Below are 18,890 nucleotides of genomic sequence, written 5' to 3' on the forward strand. Positions count from 1 at the left end.
GCTCGCCGTCTCGGCCTCGACCAGAGGCGCGCTATCCCTTAAGGTAGGCGCCACATGGAACACCGCCCGGCCCGCGGGGCCGCCGATGCTAGACGGACGCCTATGAACCCGAACTTCCTCGACTTCGAACAGCCGATCGCCGACCTGCAAGCCAAGATCGAAGAGCTGCGCCTGGTGGGCAACGACAACGCGCTGAACATCAGCGACGAGATCTCCCGTCTGCAGGACAAGAGCAGCACGCTGACCGAGACCATCTTCGGTAACCTCAGCAGCTGGCAGATCTCCCAGCTTTCGCGTCACCCGCGCCGTCCCTACACCCTCGACTACATCGAGCACATCTTCACCGAATTCGACGAACTGCATGGCGATCGCCACTTCTCCGACGACGCCGCCATCGTTGGCGGTACCGCGCGCCTGGATGGCCAGCCGGTGATGGTCATCGGCCACCAGAAGGGCCGCGAGGTGCGCGAGAAGGTACGCCGCAACTTCGGCATGCCGCGTCCTGAGGGCTATCGCAAGGCCTGCCGCCTGATGGAAATGGCCGAGCGCTTCAAGCTGCCGATCCTCACCTTCATCGACACCCCCGGTGCCTACCCGGGTATCGACGCCGAGGAGCGCAACCAGAGCGAGGCCATCGCCTGGAACCTGCGCGTGATGGCGCGCCTGAAGACGCCGATCATCGCCACCGTGATCGGCGAGGGTGGCTCCGGCGGTGCGCTGGCCATCGGCGTGTGCGACCAGCTGAACATGCTGCAGTACTCCACCTACTCGGTGATCTCGCCGGAAGGCTGCGCCTCGATCCTGTGGAAGACCGCCGAGAAGGCGCCGGATGCGGCCGAGGCCATGGGTATCACCGCCGAGCGTCTGAAGGGCCTGGGCATCGTCGACAAGGTGATCGCCGAACCGCTGGGCGGCGCCCATCGTGATCCGGCGGCCGCCGCCGAGTCGATCCGCCAGGAGCTGGTGGCCCAGCTGCAGAGCCTGCACAAGCTGGATACTGGCAAGCTGCTGGAGCGTCGCTACGAGCGCCTGATGAGCTACGGCGTCGCCTGACGCGCGCGGTGCATCATCTGCAACGGGCCTTCGGGCCCGTTGTTGTTTAAGCTGGCGGCATGACTGCGCTCGAACTCTCCCTGATCGAATTTCTCCGCCCCTGGCGCGCGGCGCCGGCCTGGCGCATCGCTCTGTCCGGCGGCCTGGATTCGACCGTGCTGCTGCACTTGCTGGCGTCCCTGCGCGAGCGTGAAACCCTGCCGCCGCTGTCCGCCATGCATGTGCACCACGGCCTGCAGCCGGCGGCCGATGCCTGGCCAGAGCACTGCCAGGCGCTGTGCGACCGCCTCGGTGTGCCCCTGCATGTCGAGCGGGTGCGTGTTGACGACGGCCCCAGTCTCGAGCGGGCGGCGCGCGAGGCACGCTATGCCGCGTTTGCCGGGCAGCTGGGGGAGGGCGAGCTGCTGCTGACCGGACAGCACCGTGATGATCAGGCCGAGACCCTGCTGCTGCGTCTGCTGCGCGGCGCCGGCGTGCGTGGCCTGGGCGGCATGCCGCCGAGCCGTCGCCTGGGGGTTGGCTGGCTGGTACGGCCGCTGCTCAGGGTGTCCCGTACGGAACTGGAGTGCTACGCCCGGCAGCAGGGGCTGAGCTGGGTCGAGGACCCTTCGAACGCCGATACCCGGCTGGCGCGTAACTTCCTGCGCCGCGAGGTGCTGCCGGCCCTGGCGCGCCACTGGCCGCAGGCGGCGGCGAACCTTTCGCGCAGCGCGCAGCACCTGCGCGAGGCCGAGCAGTTGCTGGGCGAGCTGGCCGAGCTGGACCTGCTGGCGGCGCATGACGAGGCGCCTTTCGCCTGGCTGGGATTGCCCTCGCTGGCGCTGGCCCCGCTGCTGGCGCTGTCCGAGTCGCGTCAGCGCAATGCCCTGCGGCATTGGCTGGCGCCCCGGACGCTGCTGCCGGATACCGAGCATTGGGCGGGCTGGCAGGATCTGCGCGATGCGGGCGTCGATGCCGGCCCGATATGGCGTCTGGCCGGAGGCGAGCTGAGACGCGCCGACGAACGGTTGTGGTGGCTATCCGGGCAATGGCTTCTGCCGCCATCGCTCCCTATGGCCTGGAGTGACTGCGCCCAGCCGCTGCCGTTGCCGAACAATGGTGTCGCTCAGCTGCTTGGCGCGCCGCCGGCCGGGCCGCTGCACCTGCGCTATCGCGCGGGCGGCGAGATCATGGCGCTGCCGGGGCGCGGCTGGCGTGATCTCAAACGCCTGCTCAACGAGCGTGCGCTGCCCGCCTTCGTGCGCGGGCGCCTGCCGCTGCTGTATCGCCACGACGAGCTGCTGGCGGTCGCTAACCTGCCCGGGCTGGACGGTTCGCAGCATGGCGCCTGGCAATTGCACTGGCAGCCGCCGACCAGCGCACAAGGTTTGAGCTGATAGACCCTTTCCGGTAGACTACGCTCCCGTCTTGTTACTGCTTCTGTGGGCTCCCTCGGAACCCGCAGTGCTTTGCTTATTTCAGGTTGGCCAAGGCCAGCCTGCGCTCTTACCCCGGCGGCGCTGACCGCTTGAACGCAGACTTCTAGGATTTTTCATGACGCGCTACATCTTCGTCACGGGCGGTGTTGTTTCTTCATTGGGGAAAGGCATCGCCTCGGCTTCTTTGGCGGCCATCCTGGAGGCGCGTGGCCTGAAGGTCACCATGCTCAAGCTGGACCCCTACATCAACGTCGACCCGGGCACCATGAGCCCGTTCCAGCACGGTGAGGTGTTCGTCACCCACGATGGCGCCGAGACCGACCTCGACCTGGGCCACTACGAGCGGTTCATCCGCACCACCATGACCCAGGACAACAACTTCACCACCGGCCGTGTCTACGAGCACGTGCTGCGCAAGGAGCGCCGCGGTGACTACCTGGGCGCCACCATCCAGGTGATCCCGCACATCACCGACGAGATCAAGCGCCGCGTGATCAAGGGCGCCGGCGATGCCGACGTGGCCATGGTCGAGATCGGCGGCACCGTGGGCGACATCGAGTCCCAGCCGTTCCTCGAGGCGGCCCGTCAGCTGCGCGTGGAGCTGGGCGCCAAGCGCGCCATGTTCATGCACCTGACCCTGGTGCCGTACATCGCCACTGCCGGCGAGACCAAGACCAAGCCGACCCAGCACTCGGTCAAGGAGCTGCGCTCCATCGGTGTGCAGCCGGACGTGCTGATCTGCCGTTCCGACCATGAGATCGACCTGTCCTCGCGGCGCAAGATCGCCCTGTTCACCAACGTCGAAGAGCGCGCGGTGATCGGCCTGGAAGACGTCGATACCATCTACCGTATTCCTTCCGTGCTGCACGCCCAGGGTCTGGACGACATCGTCGTCGAGCGTTTCGGCCTGCAGTGCAAGCCGGCCGATCTTTCCGAGTGGGAGCGCGTGGTCGATGCCAAGCTGCACCCGGAGAAGGAAGTCACCATCGCCATGGTCGGCAAGTACATGGAGCTGCTGGACGCCTACAAGTCGCTGATCGAGGCCATGGGCCACGCCGGCATCCAGAACCGCACCAAGGTCAACCTGCGCTACATCGACTCCGAGGAGATCGAGAACGAAGGTACCGCCAAGCTCGAAGGCGTCGATGCCATTCTGGTCCCGGGCGGCTTCGGCCTGCGTGGCGTGGAAGGCAAGATCCGCACCGTGCAGTACGCCCGCGAGAACAAGATTCCCTACCTGGGCATCTGCTTAGGGATGCAGGTCGCAGTCATCGAGTACGCCCGCAATGTGGTGGGCTGGGCCGATGCCAACTCCACCGAGTTCGACCAGAACAGCACGCACCCGGTCGTTGGCCTGATCACCGAGTGGCAGGATGCCGCCGGCAGCGTGGAAACCCGTACCGAAGCCTCCGATCTGGGCGGCACCATGCGTCTGGGCGCTCAGGACTGCCAGCTGATGGCCGGCTCCAACGTGCGCGAGTGCTACGGCAAGGATGTGATTGTCGAGCGCCATCGCCATCGCTACGAAGTGAACAACAACCTGCTGCCGCAGCTGGAGGGCGCCGGTCTCAAGGTCAGCGGCCGCTCCGCCGACGGCGCGCTGGTCGAGGTGGTCGAGGCTCCGGATCATCCGTGGTTCGTCGCCTGCCAGTTCCACCCGGAATTTACCTCCACCCCGCGTGACGGCCACCCGCTGTTCAGCGGCTTCGTCAAAGCTGCTCTGAAACAAGCCGGCAAGGCATAAGGACAGGTTCATGGCTCAGAAGATCATCAAGGTCGGCGGCATCGAGATCGCCAACGACAAGCCGTTCGTACTGTTCGGTGGTATCAACGTGCTGGAATCGCGTGACCTGGCCATGCAGGCCTGCGAGGAGTACGTGCGGGTGACCGAGAAGCTCGGCATCCCCTACGTGTTCAAGGCCAGCTTCGACAAGGCCAACCGCTCCTCCGTCACCTCCTTCCGCGGCCCGGGCCTGGAAGAGGGCATGAAGATCTTCGAGGAAGTGAAGAAGACCTTCGGCGTGCCGGTGATCACCGACGTCCACGAGCCCTACCAGGCCGCTCCGGTGGCTGAGGTCTGCGACATCATCCAGCTGCCGGCCTTCCTCTCGCGGCAGACCGACCTGGTGGTGGCCATGGCCAAGACCGGCGCCGTGATCAACATCAAGAAGGCCCAGTTCCTCGCCCCGCAGGAGATGAAGCACATCCTCAAGAAGTGCGAGGAGGCCGGCAACGATCAGCTGATCCTCTGCGAGCGTGGCTCCTCCTTCGGTTACAACAACCTGGTGGTGGACATGCTCGGCTTCGGCATCATGAAGTCCTTCGAGTACCCGGTGTTCTTCGACGTGACCCATGCCCTGCAGATGCCGGGCGGCCGCGCTGACTCCGCCGGCGGCCGCCGCGCCCAGGTCACCGACCTGGCCAAGGCCGGCATGAGCCAGGGCCTGGCCGGCCTGTTCCTCGAGGCCCATCCGGACCCGGACAACGCCAAGTGCGACGGTCCGTGCGCCCTGCGCCTGGACAAACTGGAGCCGTTCCTCACCCAGCTCAAGCAGCTGGATGACCTGGTGAAGAGCTTCCCGCCGATCGAGACTGCCTGATTCGGCAATTCTCCGGTAAAGTGCGCGCCCGTTGGCCGTACCCTTACGTAAACATTTGGAGTGCTATACGCGATGGCAAAAATTGTCGACATCAAAGGCCGTGAGGTTCTCGACTCCCGTGGCAACCCCACCGTAGAAGCCGATGTGATCCTCGAAGGCGGCATCATCGGCAGCGCCTGCGCGCCGTCCGGTGCTTCCACCGGTTCCCGCGAAGCGCTGGAGCTGCGTGATGGCGACAAGAGCCGTTACCTGGGCAAGGGCGTGCTGAAGGCCGTGGCCAACATCAACGGCCCGATCCGCGACCTGCTACTGGGCAAGGACGCGACCGACCAGAAAGCCCTGGACCGCGCCATGATCGAGCTGGACGGTACCGAGAACAAGGCCAAGCTGGGCGCCAACGCCATCCTCGCCGTGTCCCTGGCCGCGGCCAAGGCTGCCGCCCAGGCCAAGGGCGTGCCGCTGTACGCGCACATCGCCGATTTGAATGGCACCCCGGGCGTATACTCCATGCCGGTACCGATGATGAACATCATCAACGGCGGTGAGCATGCCGATAACAACGTCGATATCCAGGAGTTCATGGTTCAGCCGGTCGGCGCCAAGAACTTCGCCGACGCCCTGCGCATGGGTGCCGAGATCTTCCATCACCTCAAAGCCGTGCTGAAGGCCCGTGGCCTGAACACCGCCGTGGGTGACGAGGGCGGCTTCGCGCCGAACCTGGCTTCCAACGAAGATGCCCTGGCCGCCATCGCCGAGGCCGTGGCCAACGCCGGCTACAAGCTGGGCACCGACATCACTCTGGCTCTGGACTGCGCTTCCTCCGAGTTCTTCAAGGACGGTCAGTACGACCTGGCCGGCGAAGGCAAGGTATTCAGCGCCGAAGGCTTTGCCGACTACCTGGCCGGCCTGACCCAGCGCTATCCGATCATCTCCATCGAAGACGGCATGGACGAGTCCGACTGGGCTGGCTGGAAAGTCCTGACCGACAAGATCGGTGACAAGGTGCAGCTGGTCGGCGACGACCTGTTCGTCACCAACACCAAGATCCTCAAGCGCGGCATCGACGAGAAGATCGGCAACTCGATCCTGATCAAGTTCAACCAGATCGGCTCGCTGACCGAAACCCTGGAAGCCATCCAGATGGCCAAGGCCGCCGGCTTCACCGCGGTGATCTCGCACCGCAGCGGTGAAACCGAGGACAGCACCATCGCTGACCTGGCCGTCGGCACCGCCGCCGGTCAGATCAAGACCGGCTCCCTGTGCCGTTCGGATCGCGTGTCCAAGTACAACCAGCTGCTGCGCATCGAAGAGCAGCTCGGCGGCAAAGCGCCCTACAAGGGCCGTGCCGAGTTCCGCGGCTGAAAACTGCTGCGCTCGGCCAGGCGTTGTTGAAATCGGGTTCGGCATGCTCATTTACTGTATGTAAACTCCGCTGCCTCACCCGATTTCGCCTAGCTTGACCGTCGCTCGCGACGTTTTCAGTAGTCGGGCAAGAAATGGTAAAAGGGCAGCGCAAGCTGCCCTTTTTGTATGGATATTCGCGTCCCCATGTCTAACAAAGCGCCTTACTGGCTGTTCGTCGCGCTCGTGCTGGTCCTGGCCGGCCTGCAGTATCGCCTGTGGGTGGGTGAGGGCAGCCTGGCCCAGGTCGCCGAGCTGCAGCGGCAGATCGATGAGCAAAAGGGCGAGAACGAGCGCCTGCTCGAGCGCAACCGCATCCTCGAGGCCGAGGTGCTGGAGCTGAAGAAAGGCATGGAGACCGTGGAAGAACGTGCCCGCCACGAACTGGGCATGGTCAAAGAGGGCGAGACCCTCTACCAGCTCGCCGAATGACCGCGCACGAACTTCCCCCCTTCTGGGTGGTAATTCCCGCCGCCGGCATCGGCTCGCGCATGCGTGCCGACCGTCCAAAGCAGTACCTGCAGCTGGCCGGGCGGACCATCCTCGAACACACCCTCGACTGTTTCCTCGATCATCCGCGCCTCAAGGGCCTGGTGCTCAGCCTGGCGGCGGACGATCCCTTCTGGCCTGCCCTGCCTTGCGCCACTGATCCGCGCATCCAGCGCGTCGAAGGCGGTGCCGAGCGTGCCGATTCGGTGCTGGCCGGGCTGTTGCGTCTTGTCGAACTGGGGGCGCAGGAAGGCGACTGGGTGCTGGTGCATGATGCCGCGCGACCCAACCTGGCGCGCAGTGATCTGGACCGACTGCTTGCCGAGCTGGCCGATGATCCGGTCGGCGGCCTGCTGGCGGTGCCGGCGCGCGATACCCTCAAGCGCATCGGCGCGGATGGTCGGGTAGCGGAGACGGTGGATCGCAGCCTGATCTGGCAGGCTTATACGCCGCAGATGTTCCGTTTCGCCGCGCTGCATCGCGCCCTGGCCGATGCGCTGGTGGCCGGGGTGGCGGTGACCGACGAGGCATCGGCCCTGGAATGGGTCGGGCAGGCACCGAGGCTGGTGGAGGGGCGGGCGGACAACCTGAAGATTACCCGCCCGGAAGATCTGGAGTGGTTGCGCCAGCGCTGGGCGCACAAGCACTGAGGAAAACGGCGGGACCATGCGCCCCGCCTGCGAACTACACCCTAAACTGATTGATCAGCCGCCGCTGCTGCTCGGCCAGCTTGGTCAGCTCGGAGCTGGCGGCGCTGGCTTCGTCCGCGCCGCTGGCCACCTCGGCCGCTACCTGGCCGATGTTGGTGACGTTGCGGTTGATGTCTTCCGCGACCGCGCTCTGCTCCTCGGCGGCGCTGGCGATCTGGGTGTTCATGTCGTTGATCACCGACACCGCCTGGGTGATCTCCTCCAGCGCCGAGGCGGCGATCTGCGCCTGCTGCACGCTGTCGTCGGTGCGTGCCTGGCTCTGCTCCATCACGCTCACCACTTCGCGGGTGCCGTGCTGCAGCTGCTGGATCATCGACTGGATTTCCTCGGTCGCCTGCTGGGTCTTCTGTGCCAGGTTGCGCACCTCGTCCGCCACCACGGCAAAGCCGTGGCCCTGCTCGCCGGCGCGGGCCGCCTCGATGGCGGCGTTGAGGGCCAGCAGGTTGGTCTGCTCGGCGATGCCACGGATGGCCACCAGGATGGCATTGATGTTCTCGCTGTCCTTGGCCAGGTTCTGTACCACGCCGACGGCACGACCAATTTCACCGGCCAGGGCCGAGATGGCTCGGGCAGTGCCCTCGACGATGCGCTTGCCGTCGTTGGCCGAGCGGTCAGCATGGCTGGCCGCTTCGGCGGCCTGGGTGGCGTTACGCGCCACGTCCTGGGCGGTGGCGGTCATCTCGTGCACGGCGGTGGCGACCTGGTCGATCTCAGCCATCTGCCGCTGTACGCCCTGGTTGGTACGGATGGCGATGTCGGCGGTGTGCTCGGACGAATCGCTGACCTTCTGCACCGAGCCAACCACGTCGCGGATCATGTTCTGCAGTTTGTTGAGGAAGGTGTTGAAGCCGCCGGCGATCTGCCCCAGTTCGTCGGCACGGTCCACCTGCAGGCGCACGGTCAGGTCGCCATCGCCTTTGGCGATATCGTCGAGCATGGCCGCCATCTCTTTCAGGGGGCGGGCGATGCCATGGCCGACGAACCAGATCACCAGCAGGCCGAAGGCGGCCACCAGCAGGCCGATCAGGGCCATGCCGAAGGTGTCCTCGTTGGCCTGGACGGCCAGGTCGTCCTGCAGCTGATGCAGTTCGGCCAGCACGGCCTTGGCCGGCAGCTCGATGGCCAGGGCCCAGCGCGTGGAGGTCCCGGCTACCTGGAAGGGCAGCAGTAACTGATACAGATTCTGTTCTTCGTCGCGCTTGAGGATCGGCTCGGTACCCGTGCTTTGCTTGAGGCGATCCAGCAGCTCGGCATCGAGAACCTTGGCGGCCGGCTGGCCGACCAGCGTAGCGTCCTCGGTCGCGGCGATCAGCGTGCCGTTGGCGGCGATCAGGGCCAGCTCGCCAGCGCCCTCATACAGGGCGCCATTGGCACTGGTGAGCAGGCCCTGGATGAAGTCCAGCGCCAGGTCGTTGCCGACCACCCCCTTGAACTGGCCATCGACCAGGATCGGTGCGTTGAACGACGACACCAGTACCTGCTTGCCGCCGAAGTCATAGGAGGCGGGGTCGATCACGCAGGGCTGCTTGCTGGCCTTGGGGCACAGGTAGTACTCGCCTTCGCGCACACCGGTGGGTAGCAGCTTCTCGCTCTCCATCTGCACGGCGGTCAGCGGGGCGACCTTGAGCTGGCCGCCGTCGCGGTACCACCAGGGCATGAAGCGCCCGGTGGCGTCGTAGCCGTTGGCTTCCTGGCCGGCGTAGAGATCGTCGTCCTGGTCGAAGGCGTTGGGTTCCCAGCCGATGTAGAGATCGATCAGCTCTGGATTCTTGTCGAGATAGACGGAGATCAGCGCCGACAGCTCGTCGCGGCTCAGACTGACCTTGGCCGCACCATCCGCCCCCGGGGTCATCTGGCTGTTCAGGGTGGCGAGTGACTTGGAGAGGGTCATGGGCGCCTCGAACTGGCGCTGCAGCTTGCCGACCTGGGCTTCGGCCAGGGCGATCAGGCGCTGGTCGATGACCTGTTCCAGCAGGCTCTGGGTGCGCTCATGCACCAGGTCCTGGGTGCGCGATCCGGCGAACAGGGCGTAGAGCACCAGTGCCACGACAACGGCCAGTACGCTGGCGCCTGCCAGGACGACCACGGAAAACTGGATGGACTTGAAGCGCATAGGGACTCCACATCATCGGGTTACACCTGTCCCTGGTTATCGGCTGTTGGGCGCTAAAGCATTAACGTCCTCTGCAACTAGCAAAGATGGCCGATGGTCAGAGTGCAAGCCGGACGTTGTTCCATGATGCGCGGCCGCCTAGCATATGCCCCTGTATTCGCGGAGATTTGATATGCACACCCTGTTTCGCCTCTCGGTTCTTGCTGCGGTTTCCCTGCTGACGGCCTGTCAGGCCGTGAATACCACCAGCGGAGGCGCCGTGGGCGTGGAGCGCAAGCAGTACATGTTCAGCATGCTCTCGGCTCAGGAGGTCGACAGCATGTATGCCCAGGCCTACCAGCAGACCCTGAGCCAGGCCGCCAGCCAGGGCGTGCTGGACAAGAGCAGCAGGAATGCCCAGCGCGTCCAGACCATCGCCCGCCGGCTGATTGCCCAGGCGCCGGTGTTTCGCGCCGATGCCGCGCAGTGGAACTGGCAGGTCAACCTGATCGACAGTGAGGAGCTCAACGCCAACTGCGGGCCTGGCGGCAAGATCATCGTCTACAGCGGCCTGATCGAGCGGCTGCAGCTGACGGATGCGGAGCTGGCGGCGGTGATGGGGCACGAAATCGCCCACGCTCTGCGCGAGCACAGCCGCGAGGCCATGTCCAAGGCTTACGGTACGCAAATGGCCACCCAGGTGGGGGCGGCCCTGCTGGGGCTGGGCGATGCCGGCAAGCAGATGGCCGATACCGGCGTCGAATACCTGATGATGCTGCCCAACAGCCGTTCCAACGAGAACGAGGCGGACATCATCGGCCTGGAGCTCTCCGCGCGTGCCGGTTACGACCCGAACGCGGCGATCAGCCTGTGGCAGAAGATGAGCAAGGCGGGCGGTGGTGCGCCTCCGGAATTCATGAGCACCCACCCTTCGTCGAGCAGTCGCATCGCTGCCCTGCAGGCGGCCATTCCCAAGGTGATGCCGCTTTACCAGCAGGCCAGGAAGTAAGGAACAACGGCGCCCGAGGGCGCCGTTGTCGTATTCAGGGCAGGGCCTTCTCGGCGAAGGGGCGGGTTTCCAGGCCGAGCTGGGCGCGGAAGCTCTCCATGTCGAACATGGTGCAGATCTCGCGGATATCGCCGTTCGGCGCCAGGGTCCAGAAGGCCATGGCCGAGATGCTCAGTACCTTGTCGCTGGGCGGGTAGCCCAGCGCCGGCTTCTCGATGGTGCCGATCAGGGTGCTCCAGGTCACCACCTTGTTGCCTTCGGCGATGCACTCCTCGACTACCACTTCCATGTCCGGCATGGCGCTGCGGATGTCCTGCACCATCTGCACGAACGCGCTGCTGCTCAGCGGTCGACCGATGAATGAGCTCTTGTAGAGAAAATCGGGGCTGTGCATCTGCTCGGCGAGCGCCAGGCGACCACGATTCCAGGTCAGATCGATGTGCTGGCGCACACGCTTCTTCATCTCGTCCAGTGACATGTACAACTCCCTCCATGCGGGTACTGCGCAATCCGTTGCACAGATTACCAGCCTCGCGAGTCGTGACAGCCCCCTGATGTGCGCCAGTTCTCGTTACGCTGCGTCAGAGCGTTCCCGTCAACCCCAGTGCCTGACAGGCCGCGTACACCGCGAGGACAGCGAAGGCCAGCGCCGCGAGGCGACGAATGAGCGTCAGCGGCAGACGATCGGCGGCGAAGTTGCCGGCCAGCACCACCGGTACGTTGGCGATCAGCATGCCCAGGGTGGTGCCGATCACCACCAGCAGGAAGTGTGGATACTGGGCGGCCAGCATCACGGTGGCGATCTGCGTCTTGTCGCCCATTTCGGCGAGGAAGAAGGCGATCAGCGTGGTGAGGAACGGGCCGTACTTGTTGAGGGCGGAGGCTTCATCGTCATCCAGCTTGTCCGGGATCAGCGTCCACACGGCCACGGCGGCGAAGCAGGCGGCCAGCACCCAGCTCAGGGTGGTGGCGGAGAAGAAGCCGGCTACCCAGTTGCCGACGGCGCCGGCGGCGAAGTGGTTGGCCAGGGTGGCGACCACTATGCCCCAGATGATCGGCCAGGGGCGGCGGAAGCGGGCGGCCAGCAGCAGAGCGAGCAGCTGCGTCTTGTCGCCGATTTCGGCGAGCGCGACGATTCCGGTAGGTACGAACAGGGATTCCAGCATCAGGCGTTCCTATAGGGGGCGGGTTTGACTGTTCTATGACACGTACTACCTCCCCGCCCCGGGCTGAGGTGTGCGTGTCATAGGTCTTGTCAAACCCAGGCCGCGAGGGCCTCGGGTCGCATGCGCCATGCTCTGCGGAGCAAGTGTGTTGACGCACGCCGGGTGAGCTGGCGCTCACGGGAGACTACTCCCCTAGGACGGCGCGCATTGTGCCCAAAGCGCGCGGGGGTGGCAACCTCAGTCGTCGCTGCCGCGCACGTCCATGGCATGGTAGGGCACCAGGCGGGCGCCTTTCTTCAGGCGGTAGCCGAACCAGATGGCGAGGAACAGCGGCAGGCTGATGTAGGTGGCGATGAGGCCCGCCCAGTCGATGCCGTTGCCGATGAAGGCCTGGTAGTTCTGCCCCAGGGTAATCACCAGGCACAGGCTGAAGGCGAACAGCGGGCCGAAGGGGAACAGCTTGGCGCGGTAGGGCAGGTCCGCCAGGCGCCCGCCCTGGGCCAGGTAGCCCTTGCGGAAGCGGTAGTGCGACACGGCGATGCCCAGCCAGGCGATGAAGCCACACATCCCGGAAGTGTTCAGCAGCCAGGTGTACAGGGTGCTGTCACCGACGATGGAGGTGAAGAAACACAGCGCGCCGACCAGGGTGGTGGCATACAGCGCGTTGCGCGGCACGCCGCTGGCGGAGAGGCGGGCGAACAGGCGCGGCGCCTTGCCCTGCATGGCCAGGGTGTAGAGCATGCGGGTGGAGGCATACATGCCCGAATTGCCGGCCGAGAGGATGGCGGTGAGGATTACCGCGTTCATCACGCTGGCCGCGGCGGCGAAGCCGGCGCGTTCGAACAGCAGGGTGAAGGGCGACACGTTGATGTCGCTGGCATCGTTCTGCAGCAGGCTCGGTTCGTTGTAGGGGATCAGCATGCCGATCACGAAGATCGCCAGGATGTAGAACATCAGGATGCGCCAGAACACCTGGCGGATGGCGATGGGAATGTTGCGCTTGGGGTTTTCCGACTCGGCGGCGGCGATGCCGATCAGCTCGGTGCCCTGGAACGAGAAGCCTGCAATCATCGCCACCCCGACCATGGCCTGCAGGCCGCCGACGAAGGGCGCGTCGCCGGTGGTGAAGTTGCTGAAACCGGGCGACTCGATACCGCCCATGATGCCGAAGATGGTGGCCAGGCCGATGCCGATGAAGACGACCACCGTCACCACCTTGATCAGCGCGAACCAGAACTCGCTCTCGCCGAAGCCCTTCACCGACACCACGTTGAGCAGGAACATCAGGCCGAGGAACAGCGCGCTCCAGTAGATGCCGGGCACCTCCGGCAGCCAGAAGCTCATGATCAGCTGCGCCGCCACCAGCTCGGCGGCGATGGTCACCGCCCAGTTGTACCAGTAGTTCCAGCCCAGGGCGAAACCGAAGCCATCGTCGACGAAACGGCTGCCATAGGTGCTGAACGAGCCGGATACCGGCATGTGCGCCGCCATCTCGCCGAGGCTGGTCATGAGGAAGTACACCATCACCCCGATCAGCGCATAGGCCAGCAGCGCGCCGCCCGGGCCGGCGCTGGCCACGGTGGCGCCGGAGGCAACGAACAGGCCGGTGCCGATGGAGCCGCCGATGGCGATCATGTTCAGGTGGCGAGGTTTGAGCGCGCGTTGCAGATGCGGTTGCGGGGTACTGCTATCGGTCACGAAAAATGGCTCCGGAGCGTCGACCCGCGGGCGGACGCTCAAGTGGGTGCGGATGAAAGGTTCAGCTGCGACGGGCGCTGTAGATGCGGAAGCCGTCGGCCTCGATCAGGGTCTTGCAGGGGCCCAGGTGCTGTTCGATCAGCGGTGGGTATTTGAGGAAGCTGTTGGCCACCAGGCGCAGCTCGCCGCCCTTGTCCAGGTGGCGTGCAGCCTGGCGTAGCAGGTGTTCGCTGGCCTGGTAATTGGTGTGCACACCGGTATGGAACGGTGGGTTGCTGACGATGGCGGCGAGGCCCGTGGGCGCGGCGTCGATGCCGTCGCCGGCGATCACCTCGGCCTCCAGGCCATTGGCGGCCAGAGTCAGGCGGCTGCTCTCGACGGCGAAGGCGTCGACGTCGAGCAGGGTCAGTTGGCTGTGCGGGTAGCGACGCTTGAGCGTGGCGCCGAGCACCCCGGCGCCGCAGCCGAAGTCGAGCAGGTGGCCCTGTGGCAGACCGTCCAGCTGTCCCAGCAACAGCGCGCTGCCGCGGTCCAGGCGGCCATGGCTGAACACGCCGGGCAGGCTGATGACCTGCAGCGGGCCGTCGGCCAGCGGCAGTTCGAAGCGCTGGGCCAGGCTGTGCAGGTCGGGTACTGCGGGGGCGTGGTCCACCGTCACCTGCCACAGCTGGCAATGGCGGGCGCTGTCCAGTTTGCGCGGCTTGCCATAGATGGCCAGCTGCTTGGCGGCGCGCTCGATGCCCGCGCGTTTCTCGCCGACCAGGTACAGCTCACGGCCGTCCAGGCGCGCGGCCAGGGCCTGCAGCAGGTAATCGGTGAGTTCGCGCGACTTGGGCAGGAACAGCACGGCGCTGTCGAATGCGGCCTCGGGCGCGCCGGTACCGAACTGGCAGCGCCCGGCAAAGCGTGCCTGCAGCACATTCTGCTCGCCGGCATGCCAGCTCCAGCCATGGGCGCGCGGCAACTGGCCGAGCAGGTCGTCGGCTGGCAGGCCGGCCAGCAGCAGCTCGCCCTGGAACAGCTCCGCCTGGCGCAGCAGCACCTCGCTTCGTGGATCCATGGCCATCTCCCGGTAAAAAAGCCGCGTAGTTTACCCGTTGACCACGCGGATGGGGGCGCCGGCGAAGAAGGCGCGGGCATTCTCCGACAGCTGGCCGACGATGCGCTGGCGCGCCTCGCGGCTGCCCCAGGCGTTGTGCGGGGTGATGATCAGGCGCGGGATATCGGCTGCCAGCATCGGGTTGCCATGCCGTGGCGGTTCCTCGCTGAGCACGTCGAAGGCCGCGCCGCCCAGGTGGCCGGCGCGCAGGGCATCGGCCAGCGCCTGTTCGTCGACCAGGCCGCCGCGGGCCGTGTTGAGCAGCAGTGCATGCGGCTTGAGCAGCGCCAGTTCGGCGGCACCGATGAGGTGGCGAGTCTGCTCGGTCAGTGGGCAGTGCAGGCTGAGGGCATCGACCTGCGGCAGCAGCTCCTCAAGCGGCAGACGGTCGGCGCGGGCGGGGCGGCCGGGCAGGACGCCATACAGCACGCGCATTCCCAGGGCCTCGGCCAGGCGAGCGAAAGCACCGCCCAACTCGCCGTGACCAAGGATGCCGAGGGTCTTGCCCTGCAGTTCGATGATCGGGAAGTCGAGCAGGCAGAACTGGCTGGCGCGTTGCCAGGCGCCGGCGCGAACCGCCGCCTGGTAGTCGGGCAGGCGGGTGGCCAGGGCGAGCAGCAGCATCAGCGCATGCTGGGCCACCGAGGCGGTGCCGTAGCCCTGGCAATTGGCGACCGTGATGCCGCGCTCGCGGGCGGCGCTCAGGTCGATGTTGTTGGTGCCGGTGGCGGACACCAGAACCAGCTTCAGCTCGGGGCAGGCGTCCAGGGTGTCCGCGTCCAGGCGCACCTTGTTGCTGATCGCCACCTGGGCGCCCTGCAGGCGTTCGGCGGCCTGTTCGCCGGTGCTGGCGTCGTGCAGGACCAGTTCGCCGAACACCTGGCGCAGCGGCGCCAGGTCGAGATCGCCGAGGTCGAGGGAGGCGTGGTCGAGGAAGACCGCGCGGGGGCTGTTGCTCATCAGCTGTACCTGTTGCGAATGGCGGAGACTGGCGTAAGGTTGCCAGCCTGTCCGATCGATTCCCACCCCTAGGAGGCCCCATGTACTGGGCGGAGTTTCTTACCGTCGCGCTGATCCACCTGCTGGCCGTGGCCAGCCCGGGGCCGGATTTCGCCGTCGTGGTGCGTGAGAGCGTGGCCCATGGTCGCCGCGCCGGCACCTGGACGGCGCTGGGCGTGGGCACCGGCATCTTCGTCCATGTGGCCTATTCGCTGCTCGGCATCGGCCTGATCGTGTCGCAGTCCATCGTGCTGTTCAACGCGCTGAAGTGGCTGGCGGCGGCCTACCTGTTCTACATCGGCATCAAGGCCCTGCGCGCCAAGCCGGCGGCACCGGGCAGCCTGGAAGTGGTTGGCTATGGCTCCGAGCGCTCGCCGCGTGGAGCCTTCATGACCGGCTTCGTCACCAATGGCCTGAACCCCAAGGCCACGCTGTTCTTCCTTTCGCTGTTCACCGTAGTGATCAACCCGCATACACCGCTGGCAGTGCAGGCCGGCTACGGCGTGTACCTGGCGTTCGCTACGGCAATCTGGTTCTGCCTGGTGGCACTGCTGTTCAGCCAGCGCCGGGTGCGTGCCGGTTTTGCGCGCATGGGCCACTGGTTCGACCGGCTGATGGGTACGGTGCTGGTGGGGCTGGGCGTGAAGCTGGCTTTCACCGAATTGCGCTGAGCAGTCGCCCATAAAAAAGCCCCGCCTAGGCGGGGCTTTTCATTTGCGCGCGGGTTACAGCAGTTCGATCGCCACGGCAGTGGCTTCGCCGCCACCGATGCATAGCGAGGCTACGCCGCGCTTGCCGCCCTTTCTCTGCAGGGCGTTGATCAGGGTGACGATCAGGCGAGAACCGGTGGATCCTACCGGGTGGCCCTGGGCGCAGGCGCCGCCGTAGACGTTGACCTTGGCGTGATCCAGGCCGTGTTCGCGCATGGCCAGCATGGTGACCATGGCGAAGGCTTCGTTGATCTCGTACAGGTCGACGTCGTCCTTGCTCCAGCCGGTTTTCTTGAACAGGTTGCTCATGGCGCCGATCGGCGCGATGGTGAACTCGCTTGGGTCCTGGCTCTGGGTGGCATGGGCGACGATCTTCGCCAGCGGCTTGAGGCCGCGTTTGGCGGCTTCTTCGGCGGTCATCAGGACCAGGGCGCTGGCGCCGTCGGAAATCGAGCTGGCGTTGGCGGCGGTGATGGTGCCGTCCTTCTTGAAGGCCGGCTTGAGGGTCGGAATCTTGTCCAGATTGGCAGTCAGCGGCTGCTCGTCGTCCTTCACCACCACTTCGCCCTTGCGGCTGGTGACGGTGACCGGGACGATCTCGCTGGCCAGTTCACCGCTCTGAATGGCGGCCTGGGCGCGCTTCAGCGATTCGATGGCGTAGGCGTCCATTTCCTCGCGGGTGATGCCGTACTTGTCCGCGGTCTCCTGGGCAAAGGAGCCCATCAGGCGACCGGTGCGGGCATCTTCCAGGCCGTCGAGGAACATGTGGTCCTTGATCTCGCCATGGCCCATGCGCAGGCCGGTGCGGGCCTTCTCGATGATGTAGGGGGCGTTGGACATGCTCTCCATGCCGCCGGCGACCATGACTTCGTTGCTGCCGGCCTTGAGCGCGTCGAACGCCTGCATCACGGCCTTCATGCCGGAGCCGCACAGCTTGTTGATGGTGGTGCAGCCGGTAGCGGCGGGCAGGCCGGCGCCCAGTGAGGCCTGGCGGGCCGGGCCCTGCTTGAGGCCGGCGGGCAGTACGCAGCCCATGATCACTTCCTGCACGTCGGCAGGCTGGATACCGGCACGGGCCACGGCCTCGCGGATGGCAAGGGCGCCCAGCTCCACGGCAGGCACGCTGGACAGGCTGCCCTGGAAGCCACCCATGGGGGTGCGGGCGCCGCTGACGATGACGATATCGGACATCGGTATTACCTCTGAAGAGTGAAGCCGGAACGGCAGGAACGATTCGATTCTACTGCGTGACCGGTAATGGCCAAAGAGTCACGGGAAAAATCATCCTTTGGGTGGATTAAGTCGGTGCTAGAGCGGTTCTAGATTGGCGACCAAGAAAAACTCCAAGAACAGGTTACCGCCATGCTGCAGACCCGAGTCATCCCGCCGACCGCCAACGCCAACCAGGCTCCGCTGCTGATCAAGCGCCTGCTGCTCTCTGGCAGCCGCTACGAGAAGACCCGCGAGATCGTCTATCGCGACCAGATGCGTTACAGCTACGCCACCTTCAACGAGCGCGTGGCACGCCTGGCCAACGTGCTGAGCGAGGCTGGGGTGAAGGCCGGTGATACCGTGGCCGTGATGGACTGGGACAGCCACCGCTACCTGGAATGCATGTTCGCCATCCCGATGATCGGTGCGGTACTGCACACCATCAACATCCGCCTGTCCGCCGACCAGATCCTCTACACCATGAACCACGCCGAGGACCGCTTCGTGCTGGTCAACAGCGAGTTCGTGCCGCTGTACAAGGGCATCGAGGCCCAGCTGACCACGGTGGAGAAGACCATCCTGCTCACCGATGGCGCCGAGAAGAGCGCCGAACTGCCTAATCTGGTCGGCGAGTACGAAACCCTGCTGGCCGCCGCCAGCGCGAAGTACGACTTCGCCGAGTTCGACGAGAACTCGGTAGCCACCACCTTCTACACCACCGGCACCACCGGCAACCCCAAGGGCGTGTACTTCACCCATCGCCAGCTGGTGCTGCATACCCTGGCCGAGGCCAGCGTGCTGGGCAGCCTGGACAGCGTGCGCCTGCTCGGTACCGATGACGTGTACATGCCGATCACGCCGATGTTCCACGTGCATGCTTGGGGTATCCCCTACGTGGCCACCATGCTCGGCATCAAGCAGGTCTACCCCGGCCGCTACGAGCCGGACATGCTGTGTCAGTTGATTCGCGAGGAGAAGGTGACCTTCTCGCACTGCGTGCCGACCATCCTGCAGATGATGCTCAATGCGCCCAGCGCCCAGGGTTACGACTTCGCCGGGCTCAAGGTGATCATCGGCGGCAGCGCGCTGAATCGTGCTCTCTACGAGGCGGCCAAGGCCCGCGGCATCCAGCTGACCGCAGCCTATGGCATGTCCGAGACCTGCCCGCTGATCTCCTGCGCGCATATCAACGATGAGCTGAAGGCCGGCAGCGAGGACGAACGTGTCACCTACC

Annotated in this window: 17 protein-coding genes and 1 riboswitch; of the genes, 10 read left to right on the forward strand and 7 right to left on the reverse strand. The window is 65.7% G+C overall.

From position 1 onward, the window contains the following. Positions 1–102: 102 nt before the first annotated feature. From PA6_RS12225 to ispD, 7 genes are all read left to right on the forward strand, one after another. Positions 103–1,053, forward strand: a complete 951-nt coding sequence (locus PA6_RS12225) for an acetyl-CoA carboxylase carboxyltransferase subunit alpha (RefSeq protein ID WP_021701235.1) — start codon at positions 103–105, stop codon at positions 1,051–1,053. Positions 1,054–1,112: 59 nt separating this feature from the next. Beyond that, a complete protein-coding gene (tilS, locus tag PA6_RS12230) occupies positions 1,113–2,429 on the forward strand; it encodes a tRNA lysidine(34) synthetase TilS (protein ID WP_021701236.1) in 1,317 nt (438 codons plus the stop codon). A gap of 157 nt (positions 2,430–2,586) precedes the next feature. Then, complete coding sequence (locus PA6_RS12235) at positions 2,587–4,215, forward strand: CTP synthase (protein WP_021701237.1); 1,629 nt, start codon at positions 2,587–2,589, stop codon at positions 4,213–4,215. A 10-nt stretch (positions 4,216–4,225) separates the two neighbouring features. Continuing rightward, positions 4,226–5,071: a 3-deoxy-8-phosphooctulonate synthase gene (gene kdsA / locus PA6_RS12240; RefSeq protein WP_021701238.1), complete on the forward strand. Its 846-nt coding sequence runs from the start codon at positions 4,226–4,228 to the stop codon at positions 5,069–5,071. Positions 5,072–5,143: 72 nt separating this feature from the next. Then, on the forward strand, positions 5,144–6,433 hold the full coding sequence (eno, locus tag PA6_RS12245; RefSeq protein ID WP_021701239.1) for a phosphopyruvate hydratase: 1,290 nt from the start codon (positions 5,144–5,146) through the stop codon (positions 6,431–6,433). A 186-nt stretch (positions 6,434–6,619) separates the two neighbouring features. Then, on the forward strand, positions 6,620–6,904 hold the full coding sequence (locus PA6_RS12250) for a septum formation initiator family protein (protein ID WP_043216616.1): 285 nt from the start codon (positions 6,620–6,622) through the stop codon (positions 6,902–6,904). Next, positions 6,901–7,611, forward strand: coding sequence for a 2-C-methyl-D-erythritol 4-phosphate cytidylyltransferase (gene ispD, locus PA6_RS12255; RefSeq protein ID WP_021701241.1), 711 nt, complete (start codon positions 6,901–6,903; stop codon positions 7,609–7,611). Before PA6_RS12250 ends, ispD begins: the two co-directional genes overlap by 4 nt. Before the next feature lie 34 nt (positions 7,612–7,645). On the opposite strand, the gene PA6_RS24795 is transcribed toward ispD, so the two are convergent. Then, a complete protein-coding gene (locus PA6_RS24795; protein WP_021701242.1) occupies positions 7,646–9,784 on the reverse strand; it encodes a methyl-accepting chemotaxis protein in 2,139 nt (712 codons plus the stop codon). 172 nt (positions 9,785–9,956) lie between these two features. Here PA6_RS24795 and PA6_RS12265 point away from each other — a divergent pair, with 172 nt between their 5' ends. After that, the gene (locus PA6_RS12265) at positions 9,957–10,772 is read left to right on the forward strand and encodes a M48 family metallopeptidase (RefSeq protein WP_021701243.1); all 816 of its coding nucleotides are present in this window, start codon (positions 9,957–9,959) and stop codon (positions 10,770–10,772) included. 34 nt (positions 10,773–10,806) lie between these two features. On the opposite strand, the gene PA6_RS12270 is transcribed toward PA6_RS12265, so the two are convergent. From PA6_RS12270 to PA6_RS12290, 5 genes are all read right to left on the reverse strand, one after another. Beyond that, the gene (locus PA6_RS12270; RefSeq protein WP_021701244.1) at positions 10,807–11,250 is read right to left on the reverse strand and encodes an ester cyclase; all 444 of its coding nucleotides are present in this window, start codon (positions 11,248–11,250) and stop codon (positions 10,807–10,809) included. 103 nt (positions 11,251–11,353) lie between these two features. Beyond that, positions 11,354–11,938, reverse strand: coding sequence for a TMEM165/GDT1 family protein (locus tag PA6_RS12275; protein WP_021701245.1), 585 nt, complete (start codon positions 11,936–11,938; stop codon positions 11,354–11,356). Between the two features lie 91 nt (positions 11,939–12,029). Beyond that, positions 12,030–12,143: riboswitch (yybP-ykoY riboswitch) on the reverse strand. Positions 12,144–12,175: 32 nt separating this feature from the next. Beyond that, positions 12,176–13,636, reverse strand: a complete 1,461-nt coding sequence (locus PA6_RS12280) for an amino acid permease (RefSeq protein WP_021701246.1) — start codon at positions 13,634–13,636, stop codon at positions 12,176–12,178. Positions 13,637–13,697: 61 nt separating this feature from the next. Continuing rightward, complete coding sequence (locus PA6_RS12285; protein WP_021701247.1) at positions 13,698–14,696, reverse strand: class I SAM-dependent methyltransferase; 999 nt, start codon at positions 14,694–14,696, stop codon at positions 13,698–13,700. A 30-nt stretch (positions 14,697–14,726) separates the two neighbouring features. Then, positions 14,727–15,695 carry a 2-hydroxyacid dehydrogenase gene (locus tag PA6_RS12290; RefSeq protein ID WP_021701248.1) on the reverse strand — a complete coding sequence of 323 codons (969 nt, stop codon included), beginning with the start codon at positions 15,693–15,695 and terminating at the stop codon, positions 14,727–14,729. An 80-nt stretch (positions 15,696–15,775) separates the two neighbouring features. Here PA6_RS12290 and PA6_RS12295 point away from each other — a divergent pair, with 80 nt between their 5' ends. Beyond that, on the forward strand, positions 15,776–16,405 hold the full coding sequence (locus PA6_RS12295) for a LysE family transporter (protein ID WP_021701249.1): 630 nt from the start codon (positions 15,776–15,778) through the stop codon (positions 16,403–16,405). 54 nt (positions 16,406–16,459) lie between these two features. Here PA6_RS12295 and PA6_RS12300 read toward each other — a convergent pair whose 3' ends face one another. Continuing rightward, positions 16,460–17,635 (reverse strand): thiolase family protein, encoded by a 1,176-nt coding sequence (locus PA6_RS12300; RefSeq protein WP_021701250.1) that lies wholly within the window; start codon positions 17,633–17,635, stop codon positions 16,460–16,462. A gap of 171 nt (positions 17,636–17,806) precedes the next feature. On the opposite strand from PA6_RS12300, the gene PA6_RS12305 reads away from it, so the two are divergent. Further along, positions 17,807–18,890: AMP-binding protein (locus PA6_RS12305; RefSeq protein ID WP_021701251.1), on the forward strand; the 1,084-nt coding region annotated here is incomplete at its 3' end.

Source organism: Aquipseudomonas alcaligenes NBRC 14159 (genome assembly GCF_000467105.1).
Taxonomy (GTDB): domain Bacteria; phylum Pseudomonadota; class Gammaproteobacteria; order Pseudomonadales; family Pseudomonadaceae; genus Aquipseudomonas; species Aquipseudomonas alcaligenes.